This is a genomic window from Desulfolithobacter sp., from assembly GCF_054025815.1.
In genome coordinates this window covers 152970-173476 of the sequence record NZ_JBPMMS010000013.1, presented here as the reverse complement: position 1 = coordinate 173476, position 20507 = coordinate 152970, and the positions used below count along the sequence as shown (strand labels likewise).

The following is a 20507-nucleotide window of genomic DNA, read 5'->3' as shown; positions in this document are numbered from 1 at the left end:
GAAAAAAGGGATCAGTTCTCTTCCAGTTCAAGGCAGGTCTTGATGTAATTGTAATCGGAGATAATGGTCCACTGACGGGCCTTTTTCATGAACGCCCGCTGTGATTCAAGGATCTCCCTGAATACCGGATCCTTGGCTGCATAAGAATCAAGCACCTCGTCGGTAGCCTTTTTCATGGCCCTGAGAACAGGTTTGGGGAAAGTCTTGACCTTGATGTTGGGGTACTCGGCCTTCATCTTCTCCCAGGCCTCGGCGCTGGCGGCAAAGTTCTCGAAATACATCTCCGAGGTCACAGCCTTCATGGCGGACTGGAGCATGGCCTGGTATTCGGGCGGCAGCTTGCTGTAAGCCCGCTTGTTTATCAGGAACTGCATCTCGGAGGCCGGTTCATGCCATCCGGTGTAATAATAGGGTGCGATCTTGTGGAAGCCCATCTTGATGTCCATACCCGGTCCAACCCACTCCAGGGCGTCGATGGTGCCCCGGTCGAGAGAGGTATAGAGCTCTCCTGCCGGGATGTTGGTCACGTTGACGCCCAGCCTGGCAAACACCTCTCCAGCCAGGCCGGGAATTCGCATCTTCAGGCCCTTCAGATCATCAAGGGATTTAATCTCCTTTCTGAACCAGCCGCCCATCTGCACGCCGGTATTGCCGCCGGGGTAGCTGAAAACCTTGTAACGGTCATAGACCTGCTGCATGTACTTCATGCCGTCGCCGTAATAAAACCATGCATACTGCTCAAAGGCGGTCATGCCAAAGGGCACGGTGGTAAAAAAGACCATGCTCATGTCCTTGCCCTTCCAGTAGTAGGACGCGCTGTGGCCCATTTGGTACTGGCCACCCTTGACCATGTCGAGAATGCCCAGCGGCGCCTTGTGCTTTTCCTTGCCTTCCACTTTGATGATGAACTTGCCGCCACTCATTTCCCTGACCATCTCGGCAAGCCGCAGGGGTGGAGAGGCCAGGGGTGTAAGGGTTGAAGGCCAGGTCATTGCCAGTTTCCATTTCACGGTTTTCTGGGCCAGCGCAGGGGTTGCCAGCATGGCCAGGACCGCGAGGGCAACAACAGCTCTTGTCAGAATCTTCATTCTTACCTCCACAAAATAATCTTGAAAACAAAGAGAAACACTGACCCGGTTCCACCGGCCCAGTCTGAAAAACCTGGTTCACCCTCTCCGGGTGCTTCAGTCCACATTGCCGGTGAAAAACTTTTCCGCCAGGTCCACATCTTCCCTGGAACCGATGATGAGCGGTACCCGCTGATGCAGACTGGTGGGCTGAATATCGAGAATATCACGTCCGTCGTCGGTTATCGCCCGGCCGCCGGCCTGCTCGACGATCATGGCCATGGGAGCGGCCTCGTAGAGGAGCCGCAGTTTCCCCTCGGTCTTGGCGGTGGATTTTTTATCCCGGGGATAGAGAAAAATACCGCCGCTTATCAGGTTGCGATGGAAATCGGCCACCAGAGAACCGATATAGCGCAGGCTGTAGGGTCGGCCGGTCTCCTTGTCGATGGTCTTGACATAGTCAATATAGCGGCGGGTCGGTTCGTGCCAGTAGTTGGTGTAGGCCTCGTTGACCGAATAGTACCTGGCCCGGGAGGGAATCCTGATATCAGGATGAGAGAGGAAAAACTCGCCCACGCTGGGATCCAGGGTAAAGCCGTGCACACCATCGCCAGTGGTGTAGACCAGCATGGTTGAAGAGCCATAGATGATATAGCCGGCCGCGACCTGCACCCTGCCCGGCTGCAGCAGATCCTCCTCGGTACCCTGTTTGCCGTCACTGAGACGACGGTGGACAGAAAAAATCGTCCCAATGGAGACATTGACATCTATATTGGACGAGCCGTCCAGCGGGTCAAAGGCCAGTGAATACTTCCCCTCGTAGCCATCAAGCACAGGGATGATGCCGTCCTCTTCCTCGGAGGCCATCACGCAGATATAGCCGCACTGCTCCATGCGCCGTTTGATGGTGGAGTTGGCGAACTCGTCAAGTTTCTGCACATCTTCACCCTGAACATTGGTCTTGCCCGACTGACCCAGAATATCGGCCAGCCCCGCCATGTTGACCTCGGCGGAGATAATCTTGGCCGCGACAATCAGTTCACTGAGCAGACCTGTCAGCTCACCGGTTGCCTCCGGGTGCAGTTTCTGGCAATCCATAAGCTGTCTGGATACGGTAATTCCTATACGTTTCGCCATGCTCTCACCTCAAATTCACGAATACCGGCAAATATGTGTAAATATGTTGTACACACTGTCATCTGTCAGGGCAACATATTGAACAGCCCTGCCCTTGTCAATCTTTCCCATCCCCTGGCTGACTGAGATTTTTCCAGGACCGCACCAGGTTGATGATCGTCCGGGTACCGATCCCGGAAGGACCTTTTGGAATATAAGATTTTTCTGTGAAATTCCAAGCTGTTCCTGCGATATCAAGATGGGCCCAGGGAACCTCACCGACAAATTCCTCCAGGTAGCAGGCCGCGGTGATTGTCCCTGCGGGTCTACCGCCTGTATTTTTCAGATCCGCCACCTCGGATTTGAGCTGTTTGCGATACTCCCTGCCCAGCGGCAACCTCCAAAGGGGTTCACCGGCAAGCTCACCAGCCCTCAGCAGCTGGTCGGCCAGCTGGTCGTTATTGGCCAGCAAACCGGTATGGTGATGGCCAAGGCCGATAATAACCGCGCCGGTCAGGGTTGCCAGATCCACCACCGCTTCGGGCCTGAATTTTTCCACCCCGTAGGCCAGGGCATCGGCCAGTATCAGCCGCCCTTCGGCGTCGGTATTAATTATTTCGCTGGTCTTGCCGTTGTAGTGAGTGATTATGTCACCGGGCTTGGTGGCAGTGCCGCTGGGCATGTTGTCGGTGGCCGGAACCAGGGCAACCACGTTGATCCCTGACGGCTTTTCCCTGGCAATGGCCTCCATGGCCGCCATCACCGCCGCCCCGCCGCACATGTCATATTTCATCTCCTCCATACCGGAAGCCGGTTTCAGGCTGACTCCGCCGGAATCAAAGGTCAAGCCCTTACCGACCAGCATGAGGGTGGGATTTTTTTTCCTGGTCCGGTATTCAAGGATAACCAGCCTGGGCGGGGTGGCCGAACCCTGGTTGACAGCAAGGATACCACCCATGCCGAGTTTTTCCATATCCTGTTTGTCGAGCACCTTGCACCGCAGCCCATATTCTCTGGCGAGGCGGTTGCCATAGAGAGCAAATCTCTCCGGAGTCCAGCCATTTCCAGGCTCATTGGCCATATCCCTCGCCATGCAGGCCGCCAGCGCCGCATGACGTCCACGGATCATGCCTTTCCGCACCGCCGACTCACCATGGGAGCCTGGATGGAGTGCAAATCGCTTGACCGCTCTGGCTCCATTTTCATCTTCGGCACCTGTCTTGTACTTGTCGAACCGGTAGTTGCCAAGAATCAGACCCTCAGTCACGCATTCCGCCAACTGGCTCGATGGCAGACCCACCGAGTCGGGCAGAACCACCACAATGTCCTCTGCCTTTAAATCGATCCCCTTCCGGACCGCTGTGCCGGCAGCCTTCCGGAGCTGTTCACGTTTGGCACTGTCCACTTTCTCCGGTTTTCCAAGACCGACCAGGAGAATACGGCCAGCCCTTATGTCCTTTTTGTGCAACCCGGCAGCCATTGACGGATAGATCAAAAAAACCTGACCCTCTTTGCCGCCAAAATCACCTTTTTTCCAGGGAAGCCTCAGTATTTTACGGATATCTGAATCAGGACAGTCCGGTGTTTTCCTGCCGGTTTCAGCGACAAAATAAACCAGAATGTCCGAAGAGAGAGAATGGGGATCACGGGATGTCGTCTGTATCATGGCAACCTTTAAGTGTTCTTTTTTTCAGGGGTTATAACAGCCTGGTAAAAGCGGGGCCGGGACAGGCCTCGTCTTGTTGTACACTGCTTTCCCCGCGCAAGTCAATTGCCTGTCATCCGGTTACCGAGCCGGCATCATCAATATTTCGCGCAACAGGATAGCATCTGCCAGTGAATCTGGATATAATTCCGGTTTACCATACAAGATTCAACAGAGGCAGGCGGAAGACACCAAAGGCCCGTCCGTTTTTCCCGATCTTTAGGTAATTCCGCTGCGGACAGAAAAAATCGAATGGAGGTTCCTTTTGCTCATTGAACTCGTTGTGGCCGTCAGCCTGGCCATTACCATCTCAGCCATGTGCTCGGTTTTCGAAGCGGTGCTCTATTCCCTGCCGCTCAGCCATGTGGAACTCATAGCCAAAACCCATCCACGCAGCGCCAGCACACTGAGGAAGCTGAAGCAGAACATAGACCAGCCCATCACCGCCATCCTCACCTTGAACACCATTGCCAACACCACGGGCGCAGCTGTGGCCGGAGCCGCGGCCGCCGCGGTCCTTGGGGAACAGAACGTCTTCTGGTTTTCGATCTTCTTCACCCTGGCCATTCTCTTTCTTTCAGAGATTCTTCCCAAGACCATCGGGGTCGAATTCAACCGCAGCCTGGCGCCTTATATCGCCACCCCCCTCCACTGGATGGTCATTGTGCTGCAGCCCATTATCCTGATCTGCCAGGCTGTAACCCGACTCATCCCCAAACGGTCCACAAGCCAGGTCTCGGCCGAGGAGTTGCGGACCATCGCCCGTCTGAGCCGCAAATCAGGTGAAATCGAGACGGAACAGGAAAAAGTAATCATCAACATCCTTCAGCTCGGGGAAAAAACCGTGCGCCAGGTCATGACCCCGCGCACCGTCACCTTTGCCCTGAGCAAGGACATGACCGTGGGCGAGGCTGCCAAGCTGAAAGATGAATGGCGCATGCACAGCCGGGTACCGGTCTATGACAGGGATTTCGATGAAGTGGTCGGCATTGTCCTGAGCAAGGATGTGTACATGGCCGCAGCGGAAAACCGCTACAACCTGAAACTCGCCAAGATCATGCATCCGGTCCACTTCGTTCCGGAAACCGCACCGCTCAACCGGGTGTTTATCGATTTTTTCGAACGTCACCAGCATCTCTTTGTGGTGGTGGATGAATACGGCTCTGTCACCGGAGTGATCAGCATGGAGGATGTCATTGAGGAGATCATTGGCCGGGAAATCGTTGACGAGTCGGACAAGACCAAGGATATGCGGGAGCTGGCCAGAATCAAAACCGGACGCAAGCAGCGGACCTGATGCCAGTACCCGCAAAAGCAGACAGAGCAACTGCCCCGCTGACCGGAAGGTACAACCAGAAAAGCCGCTGGCCAGAGTTGACAGTGATCACCCCGGACCAACGGCTGGTCCTTTCTCCCCGGCCTGCAGTTTTTTACCCGGACAGTCTGTCCCCTGCCCTGGCAATTTCAGCTTACTCCATGGCCTCAAGGATCACGTCCACATCCACAGGCTGGCCATCACGCAGGATATTGATCGTCACCGTATCGCCCACGTCATAGCGCTCCAGTTCGTCGCGCAGACTGTTGTAATCGTTGACCGGCCGACCGTTGACCCCGACAATGATATCACCAAGAACATAGCCTCCCTGCACCTGCCGGGTTCCGCGCAGCCCGGCCTTGTCCGCGTTGGAGCCGGGCATGACCTTCATGATCAACAGTCCCTTGTCGACGACGCTCCTGGTCAACCGCGGGTTGGCCAGAGCAACACCCAGGCCCGGGCGAATCATTCGGCCGGTGCGGATAACCTGGGGCACGACCTTGTTCACCTCGTCCACAGGAACGGCGAAACCGATTCCCGAACTGGTGCCGGACGGCGAGTAGATAGCGGTATTGACACCAATGAGCCGGCCGGCGCTGTCCAGCAGTGGTCCGCCCGAGTTGCCGGGATTGATGGCCGCATCGGTCTGGATTACATCATGGATGGTCCGGCCAGTGACCGAGGTGATCTCCCGGCCAAGGGCCGAGACCACGCCGGTGGTCAGGGTCTGGTCCAGGCCGAAGGGATTGCCGATGGCAAAGACCTTCTGCCCCACCATCAGGTTATGGGATTCGCCGATGGGGATGGGGGTGAGTTTGGAGGGTGAGGCCGAGATCTGCAGGACTGCCAGGTCCCGGTCAGGAGCCGCACCCACCAAAACCGCTTTCCAGGTGGAGTGGTCGGCCAGGGTGACCTCTATCCGGCTGGCATCCTTGATGACATGGAAATTGGTGACAATACGCCCCTCTTTGTCCCAGATGAATCCGGAACCGGTACCCTGGGGAATTTCATAGACGTTAAGGGAGAAGATGCCCCGCCGGACGGTCAGGGTGGTGATGTAGACCACCGACGGAGAAGCATTCTGGAAAATCTCGATGGTGTTTTTCTCGTCTTCGGCCAGGTCACCCCGCGCCACCACCACCCGCGGAGTCGCATTGGGATCAAGTCCCGGACGCTGCAATCCCTGATAGACCAGCCAGCCGCCAATCAGAACAATAACCAGCAACAGGACCGGATGGACTCTTCCTCTGTTTAAACCGGCAGGGTGCCATTTCAAGGCATGATCCTCCTATAGACCGAGCAATGTCTTTGCCACCATGAAAAATAACGATACACCAAGTATATCTATCGTGGTTGTTATAAAAGGGCCTGTGGCAATGGCCGCATCGATGTTGAGCCGTTTGAGTATCAGCGGAACAACGGTGCCCACGGTGGCGGCCATGGTCATGACCGCAAAAACCGAGACACCCACCACAACCCCGAGATAGAACGGATCGGCATATTTGAAATGGGCGAGAAACCCGAGCAGAGTGCCGAACACCGCTCCAAGAACGATACCGACCAGGAACTCCTTGATAACCACGGGAAAAAAATGCTGCATGTTGATCCGGCCGGTGGCCAGCCCCCGGACGACAATGGTGGAGGACTGGGTGGCAATATTGCCACCCATGCCGGCGATGATCGGAATAAATGAGGCCAGGGCCAACACCTTCTGCAGCTCATACTGAAAGGAATTAATAATGAACATGGCCGTTACCCCACCGATCCAGGAAGCGAACAGCCACGGTGCCCGGAGAAGAATCTTCTGGTGCAGTGGTTTGAGAAGAATCTCACGCTCCCTGCCGGCACCGGCCATCTGCAGGAAATCCTCAGTGGCCTCTTCACGGATAACGTCGATGACATCGTCGACAGTAACGATACCGACCAGCTTGTAGGTGGCATCAACAACCGGAACCGCCAGAAGGTTATACTGGGAAACCACGTGGGCCACCTCTTCCTGGTCGGTATCCGTGGTGACCGAGATGACATTGCGGTTCATGATGTTCTTGAGCTTGCGATGGGGCGGGTGGAGGAGCAGTTCCCGCAGAGAAAGCACTCCGGAGAGCTGACCGTCGCCGTGGGTGATATAGAGATAGAAGACCATCTCTTTTTCTTCGCTGCGTTTCTGTACCTTCCTGATCGCCTCCTCGACAGTGAGATCCTCATCCAGGTACATGAAATCGGTGGACATGAGACCACCGGCGGTTTCGGGATCGTACTTGAGCAGCTCCTCCACTTCATGCCGGTCGTCCACCTGCATGTGGCGCCGGATTTCCACCGCGATGTCGTTGGGCAGGGCTTCAAGCAGGTCGGCCGCGTCATCCGAAGCCATCCTGGTGACCACCTTGGCCATGAACTCGGGAGAGAGGTCTTCCACCAGCTCGACCATGATCAAAGTGTCGAGCTCGGAGAGGAAATCGGCAACAAGGTCGGTCTGGGCGATGATCTCGAAAATATCCTTGCGCTCAATCGGAGTGAGCGACCTGAAAACCCAGGCAAGATCGGCGGGGTGGGTCTTGAGAACCAGTTTCCTGATATTGCCGACAGCTCCCTTACGGTGCAGACGCCGCAGAGTTTCGAACAGCACCCTCCCCTCGGTGCCAATCATTTCGCGTTTGGGTGATTTTTCCATGGGTCTGTTTCCTTGAAGCTGGCCGTCGGCTGTTGGGTTCTGCCGATGAATGAAAAATTTTGTATTTTAGCAACGGAGCTGCGAAAAAGTCAAACATTAAAATGCCGGGACCATATGAATCGAGGACAAAAGGGAGAGCAGGGCTGTCACCCCAGAAGGCCGGAGCGCTGGGCCAGGAAACAGAGAAAAAAACCAATGGCCATGGCAAGGATCCCCATGAGCCGCAGATGCTCCGGACGCATCTCGGTGAGCTGCTTGAGCCAGCTCTGCATGGCCTCGGGCGAGGCAACATAGGGCAATCCTTCCAGGATCAGAATCAGGCCGATAAGAGTTACGAGCAGTTTCATGGTTCCAGACTACCAGATGCCCGACAGTGTTGCAACGAGCAGACAAACATATTGACAACACAACGAAAAAAAAATATTATAAAAGATTCAAAAACATCATACAACCCTGTCGGTCTGAAAGGGCTGGCAGACAATTTTTTATATTTTTCTCTCTTTCTTCTGACATTCTATAACACTACTCATCCATGACAGATTCACCTTCAACATCGCGTTACAGCGAAGCCGGAGTCGATATCGACAAGGGTAATGCCTTTATATCCCGGATAAAAAACATTGTTGCCGATACTCACGGGAGGGGAGTCCTCAGTGATATCGGCGGTTTTTCCGGACTTTTTGCCATCGGCAATGCCGGCTATGAAGACCCGGTCCTCATAGCTTCGACAGATGGTGTTGGCACCAAGCTCAATATCGCCAAGATGTGCAACAGACACGACACCATTGGTATCGATCTTGTGGCCATGTGTGTAAACGATGTGGTGGTCAGCGGCGCCAAACCACTCTTTTTTCTTGATTACTTTGCCGTCTCCAGCCTTGACCTGGAGGTGGCTACCGATGTGGTCAAGGGAATTGCCAAGGGATGCAAAATCTCCGGATGCTCCCTCATTGGCGGGGAAACCGCAGAAATGCCGGGCCTGTACCAGCCGGGCGACTATGACCTTGCCGGATTTGTAGTCGGCATTGCGGACCGCAACGCCATTATCGATGGCAGTGATATCAGGGTGGGCAACAAGATCATCGGTTTGGCCTCGTCCGGGCTGCACTCCAACGGTTATTCCCTGGTCCGCAAGATCTTCTTCGAAGAATTGGGGCTCAGCGTGGATGACCAGATCGAAGAACTGGATTGTACTGTGGGAGAAGAGCTCCTGCGGCCCACCCGAATCTACGTTCAGTCCCTGCTCAAGATACTGCGTAACTTCAAGATCAACGGCCTGATCCACAACACGGGCGGCGGCTTCATTGATAACGTGCCCCGTATCTTGCCCGGCGGCTGTAAGGCCGTCATTGAACCGGACAGCTGGGAGGTGCCGCCCATATTCACCTTTCTCCAGGACAAAGGCAACATATCTATCCAGGAGATGTACCGGACCTTCAACATGGGTATCGGCATGATGGTACTGGTCGATGCCGACCTTGTCGAAGACGTGGTCCATCAGTTGCAAGCCCTGGGCGAGGTGCCCTATGTGATCGGTGAGATCACCAAGGTAGACGACACCGACGGCCAGTGGGTCACCATCGATGGTATTACCCGATAGGCTGTCTCAGCCCCTTTTGCAAACGACACGAAAAAGAAATCCCTGATCCGTCTTCTCCGGACCAGGGATTTCTTTTTTTCCTTTCCTGACTGTGCAGAGGATTGGCAATCTCCTGCCTCAGTGGCTGTCCGGCACCCCACAGTCAGCACTGCCACCCTTGAGCTTGTACAGGCCATGGCGCAGAGCCAAAAGCACAACCTCGATGTTTTCCCTGGCCGCTTTTCTGCTGCCCGGCAGGTTGATGATCAGGGTTTCATTGCGGATGCCGGCAATGCCACGGGACCAGACGGCCTGGACAGTTTTTTCCAGACTGGCCCGGCGCATGGCCTCGGCTATGCCCGGCACCTCACGATCAATCACGTTCCGGGTCGCCTCAGGGGTCACGTCGCTTGGCGACACCCCGGTGCCCCCGGTGGTGACGATCAGGTCGATATCCCGGGTATCGGCCCAGCTCACCAGGGTGGTTTCGATAAGCTCCTGCCGATCGGGAATAATTTCGTAAGCCACGATATCATAACCCGCATCTGCAAGTATCTCCCGGAGCATGGCTCCGGAGGTATCCTCCCGTTCACCTCGGGACCCTTTATCCGACAGGGTCAGAATCCCGCAGGTATATATCTGCTCTTTACTCACACCCATGAATCTCAGTCGTCCGCGCCTGCCTGGGCTATAATCTTCTCGGCCAGGTGAGCCGGCACTTCCTCGTAGTGGGAAAACTTGACCGAAAATGAACCTCGACCACCGGTCATGGAAGTCAAATCAGGGGCATACATCATAATCTCGGACTGAGGTACGTGGGCATTGATTATTTCATACTTATCCGCAGAATCCATGCCCAGAACCTTGCCGCGGCGGCTATTCAGGTCGCCCATGATATCGCCCACATAATCCTTGTCCACCCGCACGGTCAACTCCATGATCGGTTCCAAAAGAATGGGATTGGCCTCCATGGCTGCCTTTTTAAAAGCAATCGAACCCGCGATTTTAAAGGCCATTTCTGATGAATCTACGGTGTGATAAGATCCATCCACCAGGAAGACCCTGACATCGACAAACGGATAGCCTGCCAACACGCCTTTTTCCATGGCTTCAAGGATACCCTTTTCCACTGCAGGACGGTACTGCTGGGGAATCACGCCACCGACGATCCTGTCGACAAACTCGAATCCTCCTCCCCGCGGCAATGGTTCCATCTCGATCCAGCAGTCGCCGTACTGGCCGCGACCACCGGACTGTTTCTTGTGCTTGCCCTGAACCCGGGCCTTGCCTTTGATAGTCTCCTGATAGGGCACTTTTGGTACCCGCAGCTCCATTTCCACTCCGAACTTGCGCTTGAGCTTTTCGCCGATGACCTCGAGATGCACCTGACCGACACCGGAGATCAAAGTTTCTTTTGTCTGGTGCTGACGGGTAAGTTTTAGAGTCTTGTCTTCATCGAGCATCCTGGTGATGGAGGAGAAGAGTTTTTCCTCGTCCCCTTTCCTGGCGCTGATCGCGTATGAGATGACAGTTTCCATGGGTTCCAGGGGCTCGTAAAGAATGGGGGCCGTCTCGTCGCACAGGGTATCGCCGGTCTCGGTCTCTCTGAGCTTTGCCACGGCAACGACCATACCTGGAACAGCCTGCTCCACCTGGGTCTGTTCCTTGCCGTCCATGGTAAAGAGATGGCCGAACCGCTCGGATACTTCCTTAGTGGAATTATAGAAGCTGTCGCCTTTCAGTACGCCGGAAAAAACCCGGAAGATGGTCAACCGGCCGGCAAAGGGATCGGTGATGGTCTTAAAGACCTGGGCCGAGAACGGTTCGTCCACACTGGGAAAACGCTCGACCAGGTCACCGGTCCGGGGATCGGTGCCGACCATGGCCGGACGCTGATCCGGCGAGGGCAGCAGGTCCACCACGGCGTCGAGAATGAGCGATGTCCCGGCATTGTTAAGCGCGGCGCAGGCACAGACCGGGGTGATCTTTCCAGCCTGCACGCCGGCGACCAGCCCCTCCTGCATCTCCTGTATCGTCAGTTCACCCTCTTCCAGAAACTTCTCGATCAGGTCGTCATCAGTTTCAGCCACATATTCCATCAGACCTTCCCGCATGCTGGACACGTCGTCGGCCATGTCGTCGGGAATATCACCGGCTTCCACCCGACCCGAGCCGTCGGCGGCAAAGAACCAGGCCTTATTCCGGACCAGGTCGATCACACCCCTGAAATTGTCCTCGGCCCCGATGGGGTGGTAGAGGACCACCGGGTTGAGATCGAACTCCTGCTTTATCTGCTCCACGGTCTTACTGAAGTCAGCCCGCTCCCTGTCCATCTTGGTGATGCAGATGATGCGCGGCAGGTTGCGCTCCTGGATAAACTCGACGAATTTCTCGGTCTGATTGCGGACACCGAGAACAGCACCCACGGTGAGAATGGCACTGTCCGCCACCTGGGCAGCAAACCGGGCCTCGTTGACAAAGTTGTCGTCACCGGGAGTGTCGATCAAAAAGACCTCGTTTTTTTTCCAGTTGAGGTGATTGAACGCCGCACCGATGGAGATATGCCGCTTGGTTTCTTCTGGCTCAAAATCCATACAGGATGTTCCGTCGTCCACCTTGCCCAGACGTTTGATGGCCCCGGAGGTAAACAGCAGGGCCTCCGCAAGAGTTGTCTTGCCACTATTGCCATGTCCGAGAATTACCGTATTCCTGATCTGTTTCACGTCCTGCATGGAACCCTCCAACGAACGAATGATTCTTCAAGAAAACACGCCCGAAGCGGGCGATTATATCTGTTTCTTAACAACCGACAGGTTCATCTCCTCCTCCAGGCGGAACCTGCTGGTATCGGTCCCGACCTGTTTTCACCATGCTCCTTGTTTCTCTTCTTGCTGATGATGGAAAATAGCTTTCTCTTTTTGCCTGACGATGGTAACCATTTGACCGGCAATGAAAGTGTTATATTCTCATTATCCCTGCAAAGTCAAGCAATAACCTCTGATTTTCCAAACAGTTCCCGGATTTTGAAATGAAAGGAAAACCAAGCGGTTCCACCGGAAAAATAGCCAGATCAGCTGGAGCGGTGAGCGGGGCGGTGATGTGCAGCCGGGTGCTTGGCCTGGTTCGGGAGCAGGTCTTTGCCACCTTGTTCGGGGCCGGCTATGCCTACGATGCCTTTGTGGTCGCCTTCCGGATTCCCAATCTCCTCCGGGACCTGTTCGGCGAGGGAGCCCTGTCGGCCGCCTTTGTCACGGTTTTTTCCGACTACGACACCAACAAGGGAGCCGAGGCCACCTGGCGGCTGGCCTCCAACCTGCTGGTCTTTATCACCCTGCTGCTCAGCCTGCTGACCCTGGCGGGAATCTATCTGGCCCAGCCCATTGTCAATCTGCTGGCCCCGGATTTTGCGCTTGTCGTCGGCAAGACCGACCTGACCGTTCTCCTGACCAGGATCATGTTCCCCTTTCTCATCTTTATCGCCCTGGCGGCAGTGGTCATGGGGATTCTCAACACCAGGGGCCGGTTTTTCGTCCCGGCCATGGCCTCGAGTTTTTTCAACCTCGGCTCCATCATCGGCGGCACCAGCCTGGCCCTGCTCTTTCCCCGCCTGGGCCAGCCGGCCATCGCCGGAATGGCGGTGGGCACCCTGATCGGGGGATTCCTGCAACTTACCATCCAGCTGCCGAGCCTGAAAAAAACCGGGTTTCGCTTCACACCACGCCTCAACCTGCGCGATCCCGGTCTGCGGCGCATCCTCTACCTGATGCTGCCGGCCACTATCGGCCTGTCCGCCACCCAGATCAATATCTTTGTCAACACCAACTTTGCCGCCTCATGCGCCGAGGGCTCGGTCTCGTGGCTCAACTACGCCTTCCGCATGGTCCAGCTGCCCATCGGGGTTTTCGGGGTGGCTCTGTCCATCGCCGCCATGCCGATCCTGGCCAGACAGGCAGCCCTCGGGGATATGGAGGGGCTCAGGGAGACCTTCACCTCCTCGCTGGTCATGGTCTTCAGCCTGACCATTCCCGCCACCGCCGGGCTGATTCTCCTGGCCGAGCCCATTATTCGCCTTATCTTCGAGCATGGCGCCTTCACCGCCTTTGACACCGTGCGCACCGCCGAGGCTCTCACTTACTACGCCTATGGCCTGTTCGCCTACTCGGCGGTCAAAATAATGGTCCCGGTCTTCTATGCCCTGAACAACACCAGGTACCCGGTGGTGGGCAGTTTTCTGGCCGTGGCGGCCAACATCCTCATCATCTCCCTGACCATCAGTACCTTCCAGCACCAGGCCATCGCCCTGTCCACCTCCTGCACCATGGCCCTGAACTTTCTCTTCCTCGGCACCATGCTCTACAGAAAACTCAAAGGATTTTCCCTGGCCTATCTGGGGGCCGGGACCGGCAAGATTCTCGTTGCCACCCTGGTCATGGCCTCGGCAGTATACTGGCTTCGCAACCTGCTTGCCGGCTGGCTGACAGGCGGGATTCCGGCGCAGCTGGCCGGTATCATTCTCCTGATAGGTACCGGGGCCGTGGTTTATGGATTGATCCTGCACATGCTCCGTCTGCCCGAGTTCACCGTGGTCACCGCCAGGATCGCTCAGCGGTTCAAATCCTGAAGCAGGCTGATCTGGGCCAGCAGGGCCACCACCGCGGTATCCACATGCAGGATCCGCGGTCCCAGGGTAAAAGGAGCAAAACCGAGCCTGGCAAACATCTCTATCTCGAACTCGTTCCAGCCCCCTTCCGGACCAATGGCCAGGACCACCGGGCAGGAAGGCGCACGGGCCGGCCGGTTCTCCCCTTCCCTGCGGCCGGAATCATCACCCGACCCGGCAGGGTGGAGGGCCCCAAATACCTCGGGCAGAGACTGCCGGGCCCCGGGATCGGCCAACAGCTTCCTGCCCGCAAGGGTCGGGGCCACCTCCTCGATAAAGGGCTTGAAATAATGGTGGACATGGACACTGGGCAGCCGGGTGTCGGTGGCCTGCTCAAGCCCTTCGATGAGCAGAGCCTGAATTTTTTCCGGTTGCAGCACCGGCGAATGAAAAAAAGATTTTTCCACCCGGCGGGAACGGATCAGGTGCAGCTCCCGGACGCCCATGGTGGCGGCCTGCTTGAAGATACGCTGAACCATGATCGGCCGCGGCAGGGCAAGGATCAGGCTCACTTCCGGCTCTGGATGGGGCTCCTGGTCAAGACTCACCTCAAGTTCCACCTTCTGTTCATCCACAGAGAGGATCCTGCCGGTGCCGCGGCGGCCGTTTATCATCCCGATCCGCAGGGTATTACCGGGACCCAGCTTGAGAATTTTCCGCACATGCTCAGCCCGGTGGTCGGCCAGCTTAAGCCTGGTTCCTTTAATTTCCGTGTCTTTAAAAAGGAGTATGTTCAATTCCGTATGTATCCCGCTTAAGTTGAATTGATAATGAAATTAAACAACTGAGCACAAAATCAGCTAAAATTCCATGACATTTTCGTCTGCTTGCATTACAAATGCAAAGTGCCTGATTAATAGTGATCAAACCAGAGGTTAGTCCATAATGCCACCTTCCATACCACAAGCCTTGCCTGTTGCACCACTGTGGCTCAGCGACTTTGACACCTATCTCATTGCCGAGGGTACCCACGAGCGAACCTATGAAAAGATGGGAGCCCACCTGGTGACCATGCACGGCCAGGACGGTGTGGCCTTTGCCGTCTGGGCACCCAATGCCCGCCAGGTTTCGATCATCGGCGACTTCAACGGCTGGGACACCACCAGCCACCCCATGCACTCCAGCGATTCGGGCATCTGGACTCTGTTCGTACCCGGCATCAGCGAATTCACCATCTACAAGTATCGGATCACTGCTGCCGATGGACAGATCTTCGACAAATCCGATCCCTATGGCTTCGGCATGGAGCTGCGTCCGCGGACCGGTTCTCTTGTCATCGACCTGGACCGATACACATGGAACGACAACCAGTGGATGGAGGAACGGGCCGCACGCCAGGGACTGGACCGTCCGCTCTCCATTTACGAGATCCATGCCGGCTCCTGGCGCCGGATTCCCGATGAGACCTGGGGCCTGCGCTACCTCACCTACCGGGAACTGGCCGACACCCTGATTCCCTACGTGGTCGACATGGGCTACACCCATATCGAACTGATGCCCATTGCCGAACACCCCTTTGACGGCTCCTGGGGCTACCAGGTCCTTGGCTTCTTTGCGCCCACCAGTCGCTTTGGCACCCCGCACGACTTCATGTACTTTGTTGACCAGTGTCATCAGGCCGGTATCGGTGTCATCCTCGACTGGGTTCCAGCCCATTTTCCAAAAGACGGCGCCGGCCTCAACTATTTCGACGGCACCCATCTCTACGCCCATGCCGACCCCCGCCAGGGAGAACACCAGGACTGGGGCACCATGATATTTAACTATGGCCGCAACGAGGTACGTTCATTTCTTATCTCCAATGCCCTGTTCTGGCTTGACAAGTATCACATAGACGGATTACGTGTTGATGCTGTGGCATCCATGCTCTATCTTGATTATTCCCGCGAAGAGGGACAATGGGTGCCCAACGAATATGGAGGCCGGGAAAATCTCGCCGCCATCTCGTTTCTGAGAAAAACCAACGAGGTGGTCCATGGCAATTTCCCGGGAATCCTCACCATTGCCGAGGAATCCACATCCTGGCCCATGGTCTCCCGTCCCACCTATCTCGGCGGGCTGGGTTTCAGCATGAAATGGAATATGGGCTGGATGCACGACACGCTCCGATACATGAGCCACGATCCCATCCACCGCAAATTTCATCACAATGAAATGACCTTCGGCCTTCTCTATGCCTTTCAGGAAAACTTTGTCCTGCCCATCTCCCACGACGAGGTGGTGCACGGCAAGGGATCTCTGATCAACAAGATGCCCGGCGACGACTGGCAGAAATTCGCCAACCTTCGAGCTTATCTCGGTTTCATGTGGACCTACCCGGGCAAGAAACTCCTCTTCATGGGGTGTGAATTCGGCCAGTGGCAGGAGTGGAACTACGACAAAAGCCTGGACTGGACGTCTCTTGAGGCAGACAATCACAAGGGTCTCAAACGGTATGTTCGGGACCTCAACCTGGTGTACCAGGCCGAGCCAGCACTTTTTGAAAACGATTTCGACTGGGAGGGTTTCAGCTGGATCGATGCCAGCGATTCTGACAACTCGGTCTTTTCCTATATACGCTATGCCGGGAACAGGGATGACTTCCTGGTTATCATAGCCAATTTCACACCGATTGTTCGTGAAAATTACTGTATCGGTGTTCCCAAAGGGGGCTGTTACAGGGAGCTTGTCAACAGTGACCTGGATGTCTACTGGGGCAGCAATGTGCAAAACGGCGGCGAATTGACCGCCACCGACGAATCCTGCCACGGATTCCGCCATCGCCTGCGCCTGACCCTGCCCCCCCTGGCAACGCTGATACTCAAGCCAGGGCAACAGGTAATAACGACACCAACCAGCACAACAATACAAATGCCATGAAACCACGCACCACAGCTCTGATCATCGCCGGAATCATCGTCTATATTTTCCTTGCCATATACCATGGCAAGCAGGTCCGTAAATACCCCAAAGCCGCGTCCGGGCACCAGGCGGTGGTGCAGGAACACAGCGCGGCCCTGGCTGACTGCAACAGCCAGGTTGAAAAGTGCAAGGCCCGGCTCAACGAGGCCAGACAGGAAATTCTGACCCTGCAGGAACAGCAAAAACTGCTGGCCAGCCAAAAGGCCGAGAACGCGGAGAAGGAAAAACAACTCGCAGCCCTGCGTAACCAGCTCAATGCTGCCCGTGAAGATCTTGCCTCGAGGGAACAGGAGCTGCGCACCGCCCGCGGACAACTTGCCGAACTCAAAGCCAGATTGCAGGACCGCCTTCATCAGGACAACACCGGTGCGGATATCGATGCCCTGAAAAAAGAAATTGTCGTCCGGGATGCGGAGATCGCCAAGCTCCAGCAGCAGATTCAGATTCTGAGCGAAGCCCGTGACCAGGCCCTGGCATCCAAACAGCACACCAACAGAAGCTGCCAGGAGACGGCCGTACTCAAGGAACGGATAGCGAATCTTGAAAAGGAGCTTGAGCTCAAGATTGCCGAGCTCGAAGATACCCAGACCATCCTTGCCTCGCTCCGCCAGCAAAACGCCACCCTGCAGCAGAAACTGCGCAAGGCCGAGATCATCACCAACCACCTGGAAAAAGTCCGGGCCGACCTGGAGAACAAAGCCGAAGGGTTGATGACCGCCAACGACCGCATCCAGGCCCTGTCACTGCGGGTGCAGCAGGCCGAGGCCAACCTGGTGACGGCTGAAGACACCATTGATCAGCTGAAAAAATCCCTGGCCGAAGCACAACTTGCCAGAGAAACAGCCGAGAAAACCGCCCAACGCCAGGAAGAGGAACTGGCCTCTCTCCGGGAGACCATCCAGAAACAGCTTGGCGAGATCGGCACGCTTCGGGCCAAGCTGAGCGACACCCTGTCCAGGGTGGCGGTCCTCAAGGCGGCTCGTAAACGGGCCGAGCTCAAAGCCGAGGCCATGTTCAAATACGGCCAGGAACGCAGCAAGCTGATCGCTCCCACGGAGATGGAAGCCAACACCCTGGAAGAACAGCTCACCCAGAGCCGCCAGGCCCTAGCCGAGGCCCAGGCCCAGCTTGCCACGCTGCAGCAGGAGCTGCAGGCCAAAGCCAGCCAGATCCAGGAACTCGAGCAGCGGGCCTCCCGTGCCGAAGAGGAAAAGAAGGCGGCCATGGATGCTATGGAGTCGCTCCGCACTGAGCTTGCCAAAGCCCGTCAGGCAGAGCAGGAGGCCATGGAAGAGGGCAAGCGGCTGGTGCGCCAGATTGTGGCCTTCACCGAGTCCAGGATTGTCTGGGATAACGAGATGAACCAGCTCAAGGGCAAGCTGGCAGATACCATTGCCTCCCGCGACGCCCTGCAGAGCGAACTGGATGCAGCCAGGGCCACCATCGAACGACAGGAAGCCGACCTGGCCGACAAGAACAGTCGTCTGGAAGAGGCAAACAACCAGATAGCCGAGCTGCAGAAAGAAAAGGAGCGCCTGGAACAGGTCATCACTGTCAAGGATGAGGAGCTGGCCAGGACCACCGAGGCCAAAGACCAGTGTGCTGCCGAGCTGGAAAGAAAAACCTCGGAACTTGACGAACTGAACACCACGCTTGCCAACCTGGAGAGCGAAAAACAGAATCTTGAAACCCAGGTTCAGGAACTGACCGCTCAACTGGATGAAGCCCGTGGCGCCGCCCAGGAGCTGGAGACGGTCAAGGCAACGCTTGCCGAAAAGAAGACAGCGTTAACCGAGGCCCTGACAAAAATCGACGAACTGACCGGCCAGGTGGCCGGGCTCACCGAAAAGCTCACTGCTTCCGAGGCAAAGATCGCCTCGCTTGAGGAAGAGCTGGCCGCGGCCCGGGCCCTTGGCGAAGAGCTTGAAGAGGCCAGAGCCAGGATCAGCGATCTTGAGGCCGAACTGGCCACGGCCCGCGAGACCCAGAGTTCCGTGACTTCCAAGCTGGCTTCGACCGAGGAGGAACTGGCCAGAGTGCAACAGGAACTGACCGCCCTGCAGACTGAAAAAGAGCAGCTCCAGGCCCAGTTGGATGAAAAGACAGCCCGTATCGAAGAGCTGACCCAATCCCTGGAGAATGCCAAGGCAGTTATCGCCGAAAAGACCGAAGCGGCAGCCAATGTTCCGGTTCTCACCGAGAAAGTGGAGCAGCTGCAGCTGCTTCTGAAGGAAAAAAATGACACCCTTCAGCAGATCCAGGCTACCAGCCAGGCCGTTCTTGCCGAAAAGGAAGCGCTGGCGGCCCAGCTGCAGGAGGTGCAGGAACAACTGGCTGATCTGGAAACCACCAGCCAGGACTTGAAAACCCAGCTGGAGGAGGCACAGAGTAAGGCTGCGCAGATCGATAAGCTTCAAGCCGAGCTTAAAACCAGGGAAGAGGACATCGCTGCCCTGCAGCTCAAAATTGCTTCCCTGGAAAACGCCGGCAAAGAAATGGCCAGCCAGCTTGAAGAAGCCAGAACCCGAGCCGCGCAGATCGATGAGCTCAAGGCGGAACTGCAGACCAGGCAGGAGGCCATTGTCGCCCTGCAGGAGAAAATCGCCACACTGGAAGCCATGGACGAGCAGCTGAGTGGGCAGCTGGAAGCGGCCAGGAGCGAGGCTGCACAGATCGATGAACTCAAGGCCGCCCTGGCGGAAAAGGAATCGATCCTTACCGAGCTTGAGCAGAAGCTGACCGCGCTGGAAACCACCAGGCAGGAGCTGGCCGCCCTCCAGGAAGAGGCCGCAGGTCTCAAAGAGGCCCTGGAAACCAGCCAGTCCAGGGAGCAGGCCCTTGCCGAACAGCTGCAGGCCCTCCAGCAGGAGATTGAGGCCCTGCAGAAAGAAAAGGAACAACTTCTCCTCCAGACCACTGACAGTGACAACGACGGGGTCTCCGATGCCGTGGACGCCTGTCCGGATACCGTGGCCGGGGCTGCGGTCGATTCGCTGGGTTGCGAGCTTGACAGCGACAACGACGGAGTCGTGAACCGCCTGGACCTCTGCCCCGAAACCCCGGCGGCAGACGATTCCGGAACATTGGGCTGCCCGGCCGACAGCCCCATTGTTCTCTCCGGGGTCACATTTGCCACCGGAACTGCGGAACTCACCGACGAGGCCAGGGCCTACCTGGATCAGGTTGCCGCCATCCTGCGCGATAAGCCCGACATCGTGTACGAGGTGGCGGGATATACTGATTCGGTGGGAGATCCTGAACGCAATCTCAAAGTATCCATGGCCCGGGCCCAGGCTGTACAAAAATATCTGATCGAGCACGGGATTGCCGAGAACCGGCTGATTGCCAGGGGCTATGGTCCTGAAAATCCCATTGCCGACAATGCCACGGCCGAAGGACGGGCCAGGAACCGGCGCGTGGAACTGCACCCGGTTACGGCTCGGTAAGCATTTCTCCAATAAGAGAGTCCCGATGAACGGGGACCGGCCCTACG

14 protein-coding genes are annotated in these 20507 nt (G+C 56.4%); 5 read left to right on the top strand and 9 right to left on the bottom strand.

The annotated features are described in order from the left end of the window. Nucleotides 1-11: 11 nt before the first annotated feature. The 3 genes from ACXJJY_RS03590 to ACXJJY_RS03580 form a co-directional block, all read right to left on the bottom strand. Nucleotides 12-1088 (bottom strand): TRAP transporter substrate-binding protein, encoded by a 1077-nt coding sequence (locus ACXJJY_RS03590; protein ID WP_456385338.1) that lies wholly within the window; start codon nt 1086-1088, stop codon nt 12-14. 96 nt (nt 1089-1184) lie between these two features. Then, nucleotides 1185-2204, bottom strand: coding sequence for a class 1 fructose-bisphosphatase (gene fbp, locus ACXJJY_RS03585; RefSeq protein WP_456385337.1), 1020 nt, complete (start codon nt 2202-2204; stop codon nt 1185-1187). A 97-nt stretch (nt 2205-2301) separates the two neighbouring features. After that, the gene (locus ACXJJY_RS03580; protein WP_456385336.1) at nt 2302-3849 is read right to left on the bottom strand and encodes a leucyl aminopeptidase; all 1548 of its coding nucleotides are present in this window, start codon (nt 3847-3849) and stop codon (nt 2302-2304) included. Nucleotides 3850-4153: 304 nt separating this feature from the next. Between ACXJJY_RS03580 and ACXJJY_RS03575 the strand changes: the two genes are divergently transcribed. After that, nucleotides 4154-5185, top strand: a complete 1032-nt coding sequence (locus tag ACXJJY_RS03575) for a hemolysin family protein (protein ID WP_456385335.1) — start codon at nt 4154-4156, stop codon at nt 5183-5185. Between the two features lie 172 nt (nt 5186-5357). On the opposite strand, the gene ACXJJY_RS03570 is transcribed toward ACXJJY_RS03575, so the two are convergent. From ACXJJY_RS03570 to ACXJJY_RS03560, 3 genes are all read right to left on the bottom strand, one after another. After that, nucleotides 5358-6431 carry a S1C family serine protease gene (locus tag ACXJJY_RS03570; RefSeq protein ID WP_456385362.1) on the bottom strand — a complete coding sequence of 358 codons (1074 nt, stop codon included), beginning with the start codon at nt 6429-6431 and terminating at the stop codon, nt 5358-5360. A gap of 60 nt (nt 6432-6491) precedes the next feature. Further along, a complete protein-coding gene (gene mgtE, locus ACXJJY_RS03565) occupies nt 6492-7874 on the bottom strand; it encodes a magnesium transporter (RefSeq protein WP_456385334.1) in 1383 nt (460 codons plus the stop codon). A 146-nt stretch (nt 7875-8020) separates the two neighbouring features. Further along, a complete protein-coding gene (locus ACXJJY_RS03560) occupies nt 8021-8221 on the bottom strand; it encodes a DUF2065 domain-containing protein (RefSeq protein ID WP_456385333.1) in 201 nt (66 codons plus the stop codon). A 185-nt stretch (nt 8222-8406) separates the two neighbouring features. On the opposite strand from ACXJJY_RS03560, the gene purM reads away from it, so the two are divergent. Next, complete coding sequence (gene purM / locus ACXJJY_RS03555) at nt 8407-9474, top strand: phosphoribosylformylglycinamidine cyclo-ligase (RefSeq protein ID WP_456385332.1); 1068 nt, start codon at nt 8407-8409, stop codon at nt 9472-9474. Between the two features lie 117 nt (nt 9475-9591). On the opposite strand, the gene ACXJJY_RS03550 is transcribed toward purM, so the two are convergent. Together ACXJJY_RS03550 and fusA are read right to left on the bottom strand one after the other, a co-directional pair. Continuing rightward, the gene (locus tag ACXJJY_RS03550; protein ID WP_456385331.1) at nt 9592-10113 is read right to left on the bottom strand and encodes a MogA/MoaB family molybdenum cofactor biosynthesis protein; all 522 of its coding nucleotides are present in this window, start codon (nt 10111-10113) and stop codon (nt 9592-9594) included. A gap of 5 nt (nt 10114-10118) precedes the next feature. Next, nucleotides 10119-12185, bottom strand: coding sequence for an elongation factor G (gene fusA, locus ACXJJY_RS03545; protein ID WP_456385330.1), 2067 nt, complete (start codon nt 12183-12185; stop codon nt 10119-10121). 296 nt (nt 12186-12481) lie between these two features. Here fusA and murJ point away from each other — a divergent pair, with 296 nt between their 5' ends. Next, the gene (murJ, locus tag ACXJJY_RS03540) at nt 12482-14074 is read left to right on the top strand and encodes a murein biosynthesis integral membrane protein MurJ (RefSeq protein ID WP_456385329.1); all 1593 of its coding nucleotides are present in this window, start codon (nt 12482-12484) and stop codon (nt 14072-14074) included. Here murJ and ACXJJY_RS03535 read toward each other — a convergent pair. Further along, nucleotides 14056-14850 (bottom strand): 16S rRNA (uracil(1498)-N(3))-methyltransferase, encoded by a 795-nt coding sequence (locus ACXJJY_RS03535; RefSeq protein ID WP_456385328.1) that lies wholly within the window; start codon nt 14848-14850, stop codon nt 14056-14058. The genes murJ and ACXJJY_RS03535 overlap by 19 nt on opposite strands. A gap of 148 nt (nt 14851-14998) precedes the next feature. Here ACXJJY_RS03535 and glgB point away from each other — a divergent pair, with 148 nt between their 5' ends. Both glgB and ACXJJY_RS03525 read left to right on the top strand, forming a co-directional pair. Further along, nucleotides 14999-16972 (top strand): 1,4-alpha-glucan branching protein GlgB, encoded by a 1974-nt coding sequence (glgB, locus tag ACXJJY_RS03530; RefSeq protein ID WP_456385327.1) that lies wholly within the window; start codon nt 14999-15001, stop codon nt 16970-16972. Beyond that, nucleotides 16969-20460: an OmpA family protein gene (locus ACXJJY_RS03525; protein ID WP_456385326.1), complete on the top strand. Its 3492-nt coding sequence runs from the start codon at nt 16969-16971 to the stop codon at nt 20458-20460. The genes glgB and ACXJJY_RS03525 overlap by 4 nt, the downstream gene beginning before the upstream one ends. Nucleotides 20461-20507 lie beyond the last annotated feature (47 nt).